A 13925-nucleotide genomic window follows, 5' to 3' on the forward strand; every position below is an offset into this window, starting at 1 on the left:
GAATTTATGGACTGGCAAGAAATTTCTGGCAACTGGGTATTAATTCCTTCAAGACCGATCGCGATCGTACATTTTCTCGGCGGTGCCTTTGTGGCGACAGCACCCCAACTCACCTATCGCTGGCTGTTAGAAGCTTTGGGGAATCAAGGATATGTTGTAGTAGCAACGCCATTTGTTAATACTTTAGATCATATTGCGATCGCCCGCGATGTCCTCAACAAATTTGAAAATGCCCTCGATCGCCTGCGCGCCACTAAATTGCTCAAATCTTCCTATCTCCCCATCTACGGCATGGGACACAGCATGGGATGCAAACTCCACCTCCTGATCGGTTCTGTGTTTGACATAGAAAGGGCAGGCAATATTCTGATTTCGTTCAACAATTATGCGGCATCAGAAGCAATCCCGATCGTCGAGCAAATTTCCCCTGTCTTTAACGTCGAGTTTACCCCTTCCCCGCAAGAGACTAATCGCCTCGTCCAAGATAGCTATCAAATTCGGCGCAATCTTTTAGTTAAATTTAACGGCGACAACATCGACCAAACCCTGCTTTTGACCAAACTGCTAAAAGCACGATTTCCCGACATGATTACCGTTCAGACTCTAGCGGGCAACCATCAAACGCCCTTGGGTCAAGATGTTAGCTGGCCTGTAGGTCAAATTTTTACACCCTTCGACGCGATCGGGCAATGGGTGAAACAAGAAGTGTATCGAGAATTAAATGAATTAAAACGGACAATTCTGCTGTGGCTTAATCCTCTGTCCCGCGTTTAAAACCCGATGAACCCATTAATCAGAAATTTCCTCTACCACTTCCAAAATATCATCTTCATTGTTCTGCCTTGAGACAGGAGTATAATTTTTGACCATCGACAAACAGTTCCGTCCATCAGCCGTTCTTTCGTAACTAATACTGTCTGCGATGTCTTTAATCAATTTTAGACCCCGCCCGCCCGGAGAGTGAATATCGACTTTTTCCGAAATATCTTTGATTTTTTTCTCTAAATCAAACGGATCGCCCGAGTCCCAAATTTTAATCTCTAAAGATTCAGCGAACACCGCCACCTGAATGTCAACAGGCAAATCCGCTGGTTTGCCCTTGTGGGCGTGACGCACCGCATTCGTAAAGCCCTCAGCCAAAGCTAACTGACACCGTATCCACACACTTGTAGGAATTCGTGAGTCGTACAATTGTGCAAACCACGACAAAACCCAGCTTAATCCGTTCAGACCTGTATTGACTTGAAGATCCGCTTTTTTTAGCATCGGCAACTTTTCGGAACCCTTTAATTCAATCACGCTCACCACACAAGTTCTTCATCGGCCGGTGGGCAAAATACAACGAGACAAAATACAACCAGATAAAGTACAACGAGACAAAATACAACGGCGGCAAAATTGAATGGTAGTTTGAGGATACTAGCTCTGGTGGGCCGTGGATCAATGTCTAATCGAATAATCGGTGAGTCACTTTACCATAAATAGCACTTCCATGTCAACCAGCACCTGTGGCAAATAAAAGTCTATAAAATTTTATATTCTGAGTATAAACTGAGTGAAGTTCGATCGCGCCAAATTTCTATCAAATTTTAACGTAAATTGAACTCAACGACCCGCTGTCAAAAACAATTACCTCGAAAGCCATGTCAATAAACTATACTCAATCTCAGACAAGGGCGCTGACAGGATATATTTTAAATGACCCCCAGACCTTGAAAAACTTGTAGTACCTAAGTGCCCATGTTTCAAATTCTGGTTATTGACGATGATACGGCTGTTCAAGAACTGCTGAGAAGAACCCTGAAAAAACAGGGTTACGAAGTAACAGTAGCAAGCAATGGCGAAGACGGTGTAGCCCAGGCGCAAAAATTGCGTCCGGCCCTGATAATTTGCGATTGGATCATGCCGCGCTTGACCGGCATCGATGTCTGCCGTCGAGTTAAGGCAGATCCGGATCTGTCAACTACACAATTCTTTTTGTTGACTTCTTTGGGATCGATCGCCGATCGAGTCAAAGGACTCGACGCTGGTGCCGACGATTTTATCTCAAAGCCGATCGAACTCAACGAGTTACAGGCGAGAGTACGCGCCGGATTGAGGCTGCACCAACTCAGCCGAGATTTGAAAATAGCCAAGCAAAGTCTGGAAGCAGAGTTAGCCGAGGCAGCCGAGTACGTGCAATCGCTGCTGCCAGATCCGATGACGGAACCTTTCAGCATTGAGGCAAAATTCATTCCCTCCCGGCAGTTGGGTGGAGATTGCTTCGACTACAACTGGCTAGATGCCGATTATTTGGCGATTTACTTGCTCGACGTAGCCGGTCACGGTTTGCGGGCGGCGCTGCCTTCGGTGGCCGTGCTGAATTTGCTGCGATCGCGCACGCTCCCCAACATAGACTACTACAAACCCAGCGACGTTTTGCGCGCCCTGAACACCACCTTCCAGATGAGCTACCAAAACGACAAGTATTTCACCATCTGGTATGGCGTTTACAACCGCATTTCTCGCCAGCTAGTTTATGCCAGCGCCGGCCATCCACCAGCCGTGTTGATTTCCCAGTCCCCTGCGAGCACCGCTAAAATCCAGCGATTAAAAACCCCCGGAATGCCGGTCGGGATGTTCCCTGACGCCCCCTATGTCGATAATTGCTGCGATGTAGAGGATTTGAGCACTCTCTACATCTTTAGCGACGGGGTATACGAGATCCACCAACCTGACGGCAATATCTGGGGGCTTGACCCTTTCGTAGACCTGTTAGCAGCTTACAACGGTGCAAGTGCCGACCAGTTAGAGCTAGTTTTGAACTACATTCAAAAGTTGAACGCTAAAGCAGTTTTTGATGATGATTGGTCTTTACTCAAGGTAAACTTTGGCTAGCTGACTTCTTGCAGTGCATCTGTGACCAAATAGCAAAAAGGCAGCAGCCCAAAGATTTAGTTAGTTGAGAGAATTTTGCTATTAAAAGCATCGCGGGTCTGAAATATCTCGAAAACTCGATCCATGCTGGTGAGTTCAAATAAGATGCGGATTTGCTCGTTGATAGAACAGACAACTAATTGACTCCCAGCGGCACGGACTGTTTTGAGCGCCAAGACTAAAGCGCCTAAACCAGAACTATCCATAAATGTCACATCAGTGAAGTCTATCAATACCACATCGGCTCCCGCTTCCACTAGGTCGCTAATCTCTTGGCGGAATTGACTTGCCTTGGTGCCGTCTAAAATGCCAGAGGGCTGAATAATTTTAACTACAGGACTCATATTTTGCGGTGGGAATGTCAGAATTTCTAGCCAGACTAGGCTAGTATAGCTGCGAGATGGACTCCGATCCAAATAAGAGAGGGGGAAAGCGCCAAAGCCTGAAAGCGGGAGAATAGTTTTGAGTGCAAAAGATGCTCCTCGTCGCGGATCGTAACGCCGATCGCAGTCGCAGCGCTTCGCCGGGAGTGAATTTTGAGATAGGGACAATCTTGGTTCTGCCGAAGGCCTTCTGGTATTAATTAAACTCGGCTAACTTTGGCGCGGTAGAGCAGTTTGTCGCCTTGTCTGTACCCTGTGTAGCGGACTTTGACGGGTTCTCCGGGTTCGGCTGTTCCTTCCATGAGCTGATGCTGTTGGGGGTTGTAGGGAATCTCGGCTCCGACTGGAGCGATCGACTCCACTCCCCAATGCTCCAATAACTGCTCGACTGGCCGCAGCAAGGGCAGTAGTTTCTGAGCCCGCAAGTTGTGATTTTCCTGAGCTTTGCTCGCAGCAGTCGGCCACTGCAACATCCAAGATTCTAAAATTTGCACGCTAGATAGCTGGAATTCCTGCATCAAAGATTCTCGCTGCTGTTCGATCGAAGCTTGCAGGCGCTGATATTCTTGTTCTAGGGCTGTCGGTGGTGCCGGTTCTAACTCTACATAGTTTGGCGCCAAGGTTGCGAGCAGTTCGGTTAAGGAAATTTGTAAAGCTTGACTGATTTTGAGCAGGATGTCGGCTCGGGTTTGCAAAGCTAAACCGCGACGCAGGCGACTTAGCTGGATCTCGGAAACTCCTGCTTTTTTGCTGAGTTCTCGATCGCTCGAAAGCCCCGCCTGTTCCATCAGGCGTTGCAGTTGAGGAGCATAATCTGGAATATTGGCAGTCACGAAAAACTCATCCAAATTAATAAATGGACATATTCTCGATCGTAAACTGTCACGAGCCTTAACGAAATACATTTTTGGGGCGGGCTGTTGGGCCCGCCCCACAAGAGTTTCGCAATTGATGCCGATGCAAGTTCAATTATTGAAAGCTTGCTATTTGACGGCTACTTTTTCGCGGGCGGTGGCTGTTGCAGTTGTCGCAGAACCTTGCAAATGCGCTTCTAGGAACCACAAACGCTTGTCAATTGTCCGCGAAATTTCAGTGTAGAGATCCGCTGTATCGGCATCGCCGAGTTCGCCTGCTTTGTCGATGGCGACTCGCAGGTGTTGGGCGTAGGGTGCGTAGCGATCGGCCAAAGCCGTCACATATTCTTTGCCGTCTAAAATGTCGAAAGGAAATTCTGGCAAAATCGAATCTGCGGCGGCTGTGCGGGCTGTTCCTACAGCCAAACCGCCCAAAGCTGTGACTCGTTCTGCAACCGTATCAACGTATTCTTCGAGTTCTGTTGCCATTTCGTCAAACAGCAAGTGCAACTGGTAGAAGTCCATGCCTTTGACGTTCCAGTGAGCTTGCTTGACTTGAGTTTTTAAGTCCAGAGTCGTTGCCAGCGTGGCGTTGAGCAGCCCGACTACTTGAGAGCGGGTGGCGGCTGACATATCGATGCGGGTGGGGTAAAGATGTTGTTTGTGATTGTTGGTAGTCATAGGTTTTTAGCTTGTTATTAGTGATTGTCGATCGAAGATCTTAGAAAGCTTTGGGCGATCGAATGTTTGCCTGTCGTGAATTTCTATTGAGAGGCTCAGGCTAAGTGCATCTGCAACACGGCACGGGGAGCTCGGCGTACATTACAGCGGATAGTTTCTAAACCGAGACGCTGGCAAGCTTCGTACCGGTGGCAGCCGGAAAATCCGTAATACTGACCATCTACTTCTAGCACGTCGATGGGTTCGTTTAAACCTACCTCGCGGATGGATTCCATGAGGGCGGCTACTTTGGTTTGGTCGTTGACTCGCGGCAGGGGGCGGCGAATCTGGTTGAGGGGTATTTCTTCGATCCTCATGGCGGCTCTCTTTTTTGCTTCTTGTTAAATCATACTCGTAATGACTTCGACTTGGCAAGAAAAATGTCAGGAAATTTTGAGATGGGGAGAACAGGGGCGTGCGATCGCCCGTTTGCTGTAGTGTCGGGGGATCGAGGGCGATCGGCTTTGGGTGGGAAAATCAGCATTAAAAATTCCTTCCCATCACCTGGGTAGCTCAATTCATTGTCGGTGTCTTGACGTTTGAATGCCCTAAAATTATAATTTTATTAGGCAAAGCCTAGGGGTAGTCGTTACGACTGCCGCATCATAACCGCTGAAAAATAACCGCTGAAAAGGCGGTTTTAGCGTTTTTTTAGAGAGCGAATTTCATTGCCATGTAATGGTATGTCTTGAGGAATCTTTCAGCAATTTTTGAAGTCCACTAGAAGACTATTAATGATAGCTTCGTTGCTCCAACCATACCAGTTAATTAATGAAAAGTAAAAAGCAGATTGAGCAAATTGCACAGAATTTAAAGCAAGCCATCTCAGACAGAGATCAAAAGCTAGCCTTAGACTTATTTCGAGCGGGATTACAAGAAAGTGAGGCGGAATTTGTAGGTCAACTACGAAAAATTGGTGTACTTCGATGCTCAAACTATGATTTCCAATCTCAGATACTTAATTCTTTGATAAATGAAACTGGGAAAATAAACATCAGCCAGGATAGCCAAGTTTACTTTGAATCTATAAAATCGCTTCTTTCCATCTCAAGAAATATTCAAACCTTATTTAAGGCTTTACTTAAAGAGGTTGATTATCTTGAGATTAAAAGTTACCTAGTTGCAGTTGATTCATTGTTCTGGCCAATTGATGGTCTTCAAGCAGTTGATTCATTGTTCTGGCCAATTGATGGTCTTCAACAAGACCACGCTAATCGCTACTCTGTATGTAAGGAAGAGCTAGCTTCAGCCTTTTCTTTATATCTTTATCATAGCCATGACAAAAAGGTTATAGATAAATCAAATATTGATAAAGTCAATGAAAAACGCTTAAGCGATCAATATTACCTTGACAAATTAGAGGATTTTAACAAATTAATTTTTTTTAAAGAGTCTGAAGTGCTTGTAGATAGTTTTGGTTATACAGTTACACAAAATGATGCAAAAATTATTATAAAAGCACCTGACCCAAAGTTTGAGATGAGCCGTTGTCTCGGCTACATAAGACAATCAATGCAAGAGCGTGCTAACTCGTTTGATTCTTTGTCAGAATTATCAGAAATAATAGAAAACTACCCCTCTCTATTGGAATTTTCAAAGAGGTATTATCAAAAGTTTAAAGACTCTACATTTAAGATTATAGACAGTCCTTTAAAACGAATTGTCATGCAATTTCACCCTCAAACCTTAAGTAAGTTTTTGGACACTAACCGTCTTTTTTTGGAAGAGGAGATGATTCTCAAACAACTTGAAAGTAATTTATTTATTGATATTCAAAAAATAAATAAAATCCCAGTTTTCCAAAGCTTATCATTATTCGACATCATTAAAGTACAACGGTTATTTGCATTTATGTTATTTGTTCTTACGGAGTATATAGACTCTAACAAGCTCTTTAAGTCTAAGTTATTTTGGCGATCTATGCCTGTTTTACAAGCCAATGAACTCAAAGATTTATTGGCTAGTTTTTTGGGATAACAAAAGGCAAAACAAATTTTTGAGTTATTTACTTGGAGATTAGAAAGCAAGAAGATATTTGATTTACAAACGTACCCATTTATTAATGTTGAAGATTGGATACTTTTACCTCTGGGAATTTTAACTAACTCTGATCTTTGTAGAAACGTTCTTCAATCAACTAAATTTAGATTTGATTCAGAATCATTTGAAGATCCAATTGTTCTAGAGATGGAGAGATGCTTAAAGCCAGTATCATCAATATTAAAAACAAACTTAAAATATTCTTTTAAGGGCATTGAAGGCGATGTAGATGTCTTAGCTGTTGTAGATAACTGCCTATTTGTATTTGAATGCAAAAACTCCTTGCATCCTTGTAATCCATTTGAATTGAGAACCACTTATGATTACATTCAGAAAGCCGCCAATCAATTGACTCGCTTCCAAGATTTATGGCAGCAAGAACCTTTCCGAACCGATTTAGCAAGGAAGATTAAAACACAGTCTCCTTTGCCATCCCAATTATGTTCATGTATTGTCACGGGAAATCGAATGTTTTCAGGTTTACGTGAACAAGGGCATAGCGTCAGACCAATCCGGGAGCTTTGTTACATCATCTCTAAAGGAGAAATTCTACTTAATTCATATAATATTTATGACCAAGATGCAGGTAAGAAAAGCATTATCAAATTTAAACTATGGAAGGAAGACCAATTAAAGGCAGAAGATTTATTGGGTTATATTCAAGAAGATTCTCTTCATAAGTGCTATTTCAATTCTCTGAGCAGAAGTGAGCAAACAATTAAACTGAAAAACAAATCTCTAGTTCAAGAGTCGTATGCTTTTAGTCCTGAGAGGTTTTTTGATGAGTTAGTGGATAACTTTAGATTTACAGAAAATCTGTAGGGCTTTCATAGGTATCCTCAGAGTATTACACCAAGCTGTTTTTAGGTTTTTTTGATTTCTAACCTCGCGCTAACTCGATCCTGAACACTAACATTTTCTATTGAGTTATGCAAAATTTGGTGATTAGCCTGACTTTCTTGCGTCTAACTCTGGAATTCGGGCAATAAGCAGCGCCATAAAACAAGCTCGATCGCCCATCCAAAAAAAATGGCAGCATCTGCTACTGAATCCTCTCAACTCAATCCAGCAATAATATTGACGCTCATAGCCAGAATAGCGGTGTTAAAAAAGAACGACAGCACGCTGTGAAAAAGCACGAGATACCTCGTGGAACGAGAAGTTATCTGCACGTCTGCAACTTGGCAAGTCATGCCAATACCAAAAGAGAAATATAAAAAATCTTTGTAATCTGGTTCCTCGTCGCCCGGAAAATCCAAGCCCCCCGCCTGCAAGTAACTGCCGTGCTGCTTGCTGCGGTTTTTGTAGTAGCTGCGGGCATAGTGCATGGTGAAGATAGTGTGTACCTGCATCCAAGACCCAACAATTGTTAGGACAGAAAGCCCCAAGTGCAGAAATAGCAAGTTCGGTGACAGACCTTTGGTATCGCGCAGCAAAAAGAAGATGGCTAACAAGCTAGCAAAAGCGGCTGCCACGATCGTACTTAAGATTGTTAAGCGGCCAGCATCCAACTGCTGAGCGTGGTGGCGCATCATTTCGGGAGTGCCTTGCAGCATCAGCATCCAAGTCAAAATCAGAAAACTGACCGCGCCCGCGTTCCAAATGCACAGCGTCCGAGTCAGGGGGAGATAGTCAGGTGGCAGCAACACAGCAACTGCCATAGCAAAGAGAAAAGACACAAACACGCGGTGCCGGACGCTCCAGACCCAGTGCATTTTAGATTGGGAAACATTTTTCACAATAATCTACTGTAATTTAGGCACAGTCAGGGTTAGAAAATCTCAACTACTGCCATCTTCGCAGGAACTCCCAAAAAATAGGTATGAATTGGTAACACCCAGCACAGGCAGGATTTTTCATGCCTTTCGATAGATCGATCGACCTCAACCTTCTAGGTACAGTGGGAGAAAAGATAAATTGTGGCTTGAAATTATGGCATCCTCCCAACCCCTCAAAGGCATTGAATTGATCGACTGCGCCAAAGCTAACGCCCAACAAGGAATCGCTACAGCCGCGAAGCTTTGCGGCTACGGAGACGACCTCAACACCTTCGAGCGGGAACTGAAAAAGGCTTGCCAAGACATCGGCGTCGAAGTCAAGGAGTTAAGCGACTTGATTACGGCTCAGCAGATGATGAAACAAGGAATGGGTATTGAAGTCGCTCCAGATACTCCCTCAGAACTCTAGGCTCAATCTCCACCGCACCAGTTTTAGAGCTAAGATTGCCCTGACACCAGTATTTTGAGTCTGCTAGCTGAGGCAGGCTAGAATGTTCTGCATGGGATCTTCCGACTCTGGGCAGGAGTCGCGTTTTCTCCCGCGAAGAGGGTGCTTTCTGGAGGGTGCTGAGATTGTTAGGAGGACTGTCGTGTCAGATCAGCAAGACCGAATTATGCGTTTGTTTATAGAGGAGGCTAAGGAGCACCTCGATACTCTAGAAAATGGTTTAGTGGATTTAAAGTCCACGATGAAAGACCCCGAAAGCGTCCAAGAGATGTTTCGAGCCGCCCATTCCGTGAAAGGAGGGGCGGCTATGCTTGGCTTAGATAGTATTAAAACAACCGCTCACCGCTTGGAAGATTGTTTTAAGGTGCTCAAGGACGGGCCCGTCAAGCAGGTTGACCAAACGGCAGAATCCCTATTTTTAAAGGGAGTTGATACGCTTAAGGACTTGCTGGGGCGACTAGAGGGGCCTTTCGGCTTGAGGAATGAAGAGGGAGAAAAACTCGTGCAGCAGGTGATGCCTGTTTTTGCTCAACTGGAAACTCACCTCAATAAATTGGCGTCGGGCAAAGTGCAGGCTGCTGCTGGGTCTGCTACCCCCGCCGCTCCAACAGCCGGCGCCGTACCGGCGAATTTTGCTGTTGAAGTGATGACTTTACTCAAAGAAATGTTGCAGGTGTTCAAGCAGAAAGAATCGGCGGCTAGTCGTTCTGAGTTGACGGCTGTGTGCGTTCGCCTCTATAAGTTGGGAGGTAAAATTGAGACTTGGCAAAATTTAGTTAAAACAGCTAGAGCGGCGATCGTTAATCCCAAAAACTCTTATAAAGTCTTAGCTCCGTTGATTATCAAAGAACTCAAGGAAGCTGGCGATTTAGTACAAGGGGGGAAAGTCAAGACGATCGTTCCGAGTAAAAATTTGCTACTTTTGGCAGCAAGCCCAAAACCTGCCGAGGCAAGCGCCCCAGCCGCCCCAGCCGCCCAAGCAGCAGCGTCGAAGCAAGTCGCACTTCCAGCCGAACCGAAGGCGGTAGTCAAGCTTTTGCTCAAAACTTTCAACAAAAAGCAACTCTCGGAAATCGCCAAGTTACTGGTTAACGCCATCAAATCCTCGAACTAGGAGGTGTGGCAGTAGAAGATAGAGTCAAAGCAATATTTGTGAGGCGGATAATTTTCTGGTGGGTGCTGGCAGCCGCTCGTTGAGCAGCAACTCGAAAAAATTCACTCTTTCGAGATTTTTGCCCTCTATCTTCTACTGTTGGGCAACCCTGCGTTAGAATTAGTGGATATGTAGGCGTGCAATATTGTACCAGAATTAAAAATCGAGCAGGCTTTATAAGGCGGTAGCTGTGAAACCAATTCGTTCATTAGAAGATGCTTTAAACCGCTGTCAGGCGATGGGAATGCGCTTGAGCCGCCAGCGTCGATTTATTCTAGAACTTTTGTGGGAGGCAAAAGAACACCTCTCCGCTCGCGAAATTTACGATCGCCTCAACAAACAAGCGCATTCGATTGGTCATACTTCTGTCTATCAAAATCTAGAAGCTTTGTCGAGAGAAGGGATTATTGAGTGCATAGAACGCTCGGAGGGACGCTTGTACGGCAACGTCAGCGACTCTCACTCTCACGTCAATTGTCTTGATACGGCTCAGATTCTAGACGTTCATGTGGAATTGCCGATCGAATTGATCGAACAAATCCAACAGCAAACTGGTGTCAGAATTGTAGACTACCGGATAGATTTCTACGGATATCGATCTGCCGAGTCCGCCACGGAAGCATCGAGTGTCAGCGATACGCCAAAGGCTTCGTAACGGATAAAGCAGCGGCTGTTGGAAGCAAAACTGATATTTGTACTGGGTCGATAGGTGGTATAAAATGATTTAAGTATTTAGCTGGGTTCGATCGGTTTTTTTGCCGTCGCCAGCCGGAATTTGGCACAGTCGAAAAAAAATGAAAACAGAAAAATGAAACTCGATCGACAAGTTTGGCGATCGGGAATAAAATTTACGACTAAACCAAAAAAGTCATTTCTACCCGCTACACGTAAAAGTGTAGACCAAATCCGGCTGTAGTACCCCTTTATTTTAAATCGGCTTGGAGTAGACGAAAGCTAGTGTAATTGCGGTTTCAACCGCTGAGTCTGATCAGGTAATTTCTGACCCGGATTTAATATTAGACCTTAGTTTAATCGCTCCCCCAATTCATCTGTAGAGTCAAATCTAAAATCTAAAATCTAAACTCTAAAATCTAAAATTGATCGACTGACGGGGCTTTATACTGTTTTTTCTGCCAAACAGCCCCGGAATCTGTCAATAACTGTTTGATAACTGGTATGATTTACGTGCTTCGAGAGCCTAAAATACTCGGAAGCAACCAGTGGGGCTGGACACGAACCTCACTATAAAACGCCGTAGAGGGAAAGATGGCCAGTACCTTGAAGGAAGTTCTCGATCTCCTTAACCGGAGTCAGAAGCCGACATCACAATCTATGATTTGATGTGGGAGTGTCACGTGAAGAGTGCGCATTACAGGACAGGCTGAAGTAATGGCGAGACGACAATCTGACCAATTCCACACACCACCGCAATACAACCCATCCCTCAAACCGACGGCACAGTTCAGTGCAGAGGCGACAGGCGATGCGAGTTCCTCAGTAACGGCGCTGCCGACCGAGGGGAAAAGAACTTTTTGGCAGTGGCAGCTAATCTGGCTGAGTCTCCTGGTGGGATTTGGAGTAACCGGTGCCGCTGCATTTCTGTGGTTGCTGACGATGCCGCCACCGCCAAATTGCCAGCAACTGTCGCCGCTGGCGGCGGACGGAGAGCGACTTTACTGCGCTCAACAAGCTGCTAAGTCGGGGAAGCTAGAACAGCTAGAATCGGCAATGGCATTGGTGCAGGCTTGGCCGAAAGAACATCCGCTACACTCGCAAGGTCAACATTTGATAGGGGAATGGTCGAAAGCCATTCTGGGATTTGCCAGGGCCAAAATTGAGAGGGGCGATTTGAAAGGCGCCCTAGAGATTGTGGCGAAAATTCCGAAAACCAGTCGATCTTACCCAGAGGTACAGGAGGCTGTGACTGCTTGGGAAAAAAATTGGCAGGAGGGCCAAAAACTCTACGATACAGCCCTAGCAGCTTTGAAAAGTGAGGATTTAAGGAAGGCTTGGGATTATGCTCAAGCTTTGTTCAAGCTGGAAAATGTTTTCTGGAGTCAGAAGCGTTACAACGAGCTGATCCAGCAGATTTCTTTGGAAAGAAACGGCTGGCAGCGCTTGGAAGAGGCTAGAGATTTGGCGAAGGACGAGACTCCGCAAAAGTTCGCTGAGGCGATCGTCCTGGCTCGCAAAATAGACTCGCAGCTTTTTGCCCGCGCTAAAGCTGAAAAGGAAATTGAGGGCTGGAGCCGGACTTTGCTGGCAATGGCTACTAAGCGGTTGGGGGCGAAAGACCTGCCGGGGGCGATCGAGGCTGCTTCTGTTGTGCCACAGGATTCGCTACTGTTTGCGGAAGCTCAAGATTTGATGCAGTTGGGTAGAGCTCAGGCAGTGACGTGGAACCAGTCGATATCAACTCCGCTGCCACAACACATTTTTAGCTTGCTCGAAGGGCAGGGGGCTGCTAGCAAAATATCTCCGGGTCGCCCTCTGTACAAGCAAGCTCAAGTTCAAATTGAAAATTTGCAGGTGCAGTTTCAAGATTTGCTGCGACTGCAAGTGGCGAGTACGATCGCTAGTGTCGGTCAGATAGGAACGTTTGGACTCGCGATCGAGCAAGCGCAAACCATCGGACTTAAGCAGCCACGGCGCGTTCACGCTCAAACTTTGGTGGCTGCTTGGCGTCGAGAAATTCAGCGGATCGAAGACCAATCTTTTCTGACTTTGGCGAAGCAGTTGGCAGAACCGCAGACGGTTGAAGGACTCAAGGGCGGTATGGCTCAGTTAGTCCTGGTTGCTCAAAACCGCCCCCGCAGGATAGAAGCGCAAACTCTCTTGGCTCAGTGGACGAAACGCATAGAAGTTATTCAAGATCAGCCTTTTTTGGATGAAGCGATCGCCCTGGCGAAGCAAGGAAAACTTAGTGCTGCTATTGAAAAAGCTTCGGCAATTAAGAGCGGTAGGACTTTGTACGCGAAAGCTCAGGATAATGTCTATCAGTGGGTGAGCGAACTGCAAGTTGCTCAAGACAGACCGATTCTCGATCGAGCTGCGGAATTGGCATCTCAAGGCAGTCTAGGAGCAGCGATCGATACGGCTTCCCAAATCGGTTACGGTAGGGCGCTGTATTCAGAGGCGGCAGGTGCGATCGGACGCTGGAGTGCTGAACTCAGAGCCAACAGTGCGCCGCCGCCGGAACCCGCTCGCGAGTACGCGCCGGAACCCGCTCGCGAGTATGCGCCAGCTCCACGACAGGAGGAGTACGCGCCAGCTCCGCGACAGGAGGAGTACGCGCCAGAACCAGAGCCTTACTATCCGCCTGCTAGAGAAGAGGCCCCGGCTCCGGAACCTTACTATCCGCCTGCTAGAGAAGAGGCCCCGGCTCCGGAACCTTACTATCCGCCTGCTAGAGAGCCGGAACCGGAACCTTACTATCCGCCCGCGCCAGAGCCGGAACCTTACTATCCGCCCGCGAGAGAAGAGGCCCCGGCTCCGGCTCCGGAACCTGCTCCTCCAGCTCCGGCTCCGGAACCCGCGCCGCCCTCGATTCCTGAATCGGCTGGGCCTCCTGATGCTAATTTGCTCCCGGAGTAATTGGGTTTTCGCACGATCGCTCTCTAAAATCTCAAATCT

General features: G+C 46.4%; 15 protein-coding genes. 9 read left to right on the forward strand and 6 right to left on the reverse strand.

What is annotated here, in order from left to right; genetic code table 11:
- Positions 1 to 6 precede the first annotated feature (6 nt).
- On the forward strand, positions 7 to 774 hold the full coding sequence (locus QUA34_RS09850) for a DUF1350 family protein (protein WP_333331553.1): 768 nt from the start codon (positions 7 to 9) through the stop codon (positions 772 to 774).
- A 15-nt stretch (positions 775 to 789) separates the two neighbouring features.
- Here the strand turns inward: QUA34_RS09850 and QUA34_RS09855 are convergent, their stop codons facing one another.
- A complete protein-coding gene (locus tag QUA34_RS09855) occupies positions 790 to 1308 on the reverse strand; it encodes an ATP-binding protein (protein WP_333331550.1) in 519 nt (172 codons plus the stop codon).
- 432 nt (positions 1309 to 1740) lie between these two features.
- Here QUA34_RS09855 and QUA34_RS09860 point away from each other — a divergent pair, with 432 nt between their 5' ends.
- On the forward strand, positions 1741 to 2877 hold the full coding sequence (locus QUA34_RS09860; protein WP_006632014.1) for a PP2C family protein-serine/threonine phosphatase: 1137 nt from the start codon (positions 1741 to 1743) through the stop codon (positions 2875 to 2877).
- A 56-nt stretch (positions 2878 to 2933) separates the two neighbouring features.
- On the opposite strand, the gene QUA34_RS09865 is transcribed toward QUA34_RS09860, so the two are convergent.
- The 4 genes from QUA34_RS09865 to QUA34_RS09880 form a co-directional block, all read right to left on the reverse strand.
- The gene (locus QUA34_RS09865) at positions 2934 to 3260 is read right to left on the reverse strand and encodes an STAS domain-containing protein (RefSeq protein ID WP_041623653.1); all 327 of its coding nucleotides are present in this window, start codon (positions 3258 to 3260) and stop codon (positions 2934 to 2936) included.
- Between the two features lie 239 nt (positions 3261 to 3499).
- Positions 3500 to 4204 carry a helix-turn-helix domain-containing protein gene (locus tag QUA34_RS09870; RefSeq protein ID WP_333331548.1) on the reverse strand — a complete coding sequence of 235 codons (705 nt, stop codon included), beginning with the start codon at positions 4202 to 4204 and terminating at the stop codon, positions 3500 to 3502.
- A 78-nt stretch (positions 4205 to 4282) separates the two neighbouring features.
- Complete coding sequence (dps, locus tag QUA34_RS09875; RefSeq protein WP_333331545.1) at positions 4283 to 4834, reverse strand: DNA starvation/stationary phase protection protein Dps; 552 nt, start codon at positions 4832 to 4834, stop codon at positions 4283 to 4285.
- A 95-nt stretch (positions 4835 to 4929) separates the two neighbouring features.
- Positions 4930 to 5190 carry a sulfiredoxin gene (locus tag QUA34_RS09880; protein ID WP_333076422.1) on the reverse strand — a complete coding sequence of 87 codons (261 nt, stop codon included), beginning with the start codon at positions 5188 to 5190 and terminating at the stop codon, positions 4930 to 4932.
- A 63-nt stretch (positions 5191 to 5253) separates the two neighbouring features.
- Between QUA34_RS09880 and QUA34_RS09885 the strand changes: the two genes are divergently transcribed.
- From QUA34_RS09885 to QUA34_RS09895, 3 genes are all read left to right on the forward strand, one after another.
- Complete coding sequence (locus QUA34_RS09885; protein ID WP_333386079.1) at positions 5254 to 5385, forward strand: hypothetical protein; 132 nt, start codon at positions 5254 to 5256, stop codon at positions 5383 to 5385.
- Between the two features lie 259 nt (positions 5386 to 5644).
- Positions 5645 to 6850 carry a hypothetical protein gene (locus QUA34_RS09890; protein WP_333386082.1) on the forward strand — a complete coding sequence of 402 codons (1206 nt, stop codon included), beginning with the start codon at positions 5645 to 5647 and terminating at the stop codon, positions 6848 to 6850.
- A gap of 210 nt (positions 6851 to 7060) precedes the next feature.
- On the forward strand, positions 7061 to 7735 hold the full coding sequence (locus QUA34_RS09895) for a hypothetical protein (protein ID WP_333386085.1): 675 nt from the start codon (positions 7061 to 7063) through the stop codon (positions 7733 to 7735).
- 233 nt (positions 7736 to 7968) lie between these two features.
- On the opposite strand, the gene QUA34_RS09900 is transcribed toward QUA34_RS09895, so the two are convergent.
- Entirely contained in the window at positions 7969 to 8652 is a 684-nt protein-coding gene (locus QUA34_RS09900; protein WP_333082339.1) for a DUF1345 domain-containing protein, read from the reverse strand.
- Positions 8653 to 8845: 193 nt separating this feature from the next.
- Here QUA34_RS09900 and QUA34_RS09905 point away from each other — a divergent pair, with 193 nt between their 5' ends.
- From QUA34_RS09905 to QUA34_RS09920, 4 genes are all read left to right on the forward strand, one after another.
- Positions 8846 to 9100, forward strand: a complete 255-nt coding sequence (locus QUA34_RS09905) for a hypothetical protein (protein ID WP_333095228.1) — start codon at positions 8846 to 8848, stop codon at positions 9098 to 9100.
- 82 nt (positions 9101 to 9182) lie between these two features.
- A complete protein-coding gene (locus tag QUA34_RS09910) occupies positions 9183 to 10253 on the forward strand; it encodes an Hpt domain-containing protein (RefSeq protein ID WP_333386089.1) in 1071 nt (356 codons plus the stop codon).
- A gap of 229 nt (positions 10254 to 10482) precedes the next feature.
- Entirely contained in the window at positions 10483 to 10947 is a 465-nt protein-coding gene (locus QUA34_RS09915) for a Fur family transcriptional regulator (protein WP_333332191.1), read from the forward strand.
- A 734-nt stretch (positions 10948 to 11681) separates the two neighbouring features.
- Positions 11682 to 13886: a hypothetical protein gene (locus tag QUA34_RS09920; protein WP_333386092.1), complete on the forward strand. Its 2205-nt coding sequence runs from the start codon at positions 11682 to 11684 to the stop codon at positions 13884 to 13886.
- Positions 13887 to 13925 lie beyond the last annotated feature (39 nt).

Source organism: Microcoleus sp. POL10_C6, assembly GCF_036701585.1.
Taxonomy (GTDB): domain Bacteria; phylum Cyanobacteriota; class Cyanobacteriia; order Cyanobacteriales; family Microcoleaceae; genus Microcoleus.

What these genes read in the sequence shown, in the direction of transcription:
- QUA34_RS09850 (WP_333331553.1), top strand. Translation starts at nt 7, where the DNA reads ATGGACTGGCAAGAAATTTCTGGCAACTGGGTATTAATTCCTTCAAGA.
- QUA34_RS09860 (WP_006632014.1), top strand. Translation starts at nt 1,741, where the DNA reads ATGTTTCAAATTCTGGTTATTGACGATGATACGGCTGTTCAAGAACTG.
- QUA34_RS09865 (WP_041623653.1), bottom strand. Translation starts at nt 3,260, where the DNA reads ATGAGTCCTGTAGTTAAAATTATTCAGCCCTCTGGCATTTTAGACGGC.
- QUA34_RS09870 (WP_333331548.1), bottom strand. Translation starts at nt 4,204, where the DNA reads ATGTATTTCGTTAAGGCTCGTGACAGTTTACGATCGAGAATATGTCCA.
- dps (WP_333331545.1), bottom strand. Translation starts at nt 4,834, where the DNA reads ATGACTACCAACAATCACAAACAACATCTTTACCCCACCCGCATCGAT.
- QUA34_RS09880 (WP_333076422.1), bottom strand. Translation starts at nt 5,190, where the DNA reads ATGAGGATCGAAGAAATACCCCTCAACCAGATTCGCCGCCCCCTGCCG.
- QUA34_RS09885 (WP_333386079.1), top strand. Translation starts at nt 5,254, where the DNA reads ATGTCAGGAAATTTTGAGATGGGGAGAACAGGGGCGTGCGATCGCCCG.
- QUA34_RS09890 (WP_333386082.1), top strand. Translation starts at nt 5,645, where the DNA reads ATGAAAAGTAAAAAGCAGATTGAGCAAATTGCACAGAATTTAAAGCAA.
- QUA34_RS09895 (WP_333386085.1), top strand. Translation starts at nt 7,061, where the DNA reads ATGGAGAGATGCTTAAAGCCAGTATCATCAATATTAAAAACAAACTTA.
- QUA34_RS09905 (WP_333095228.1), top strand. Translation starts at nt 8,846, where the DNA reads ATGGCATCCTCCCAACCCCTCAAAGGCATTGAATTGATCGACTGCGCC.
- QUA34_RS09910 (WP_333386089.1), top strand. Translation starts at nt 9,183, where the DNA reads ATGTTCTGCATGGGATCTTCCGACTCTGGGCAGGAGTCGCGTTTTCTC.
- QUA34_RS09920 (WP_333386092.1), top strand. Translation starts at nt 11,682, where the DNA reads ATGGCGAGACGACAATCTGACCAATTCCACACACCACCGCAATACAAC.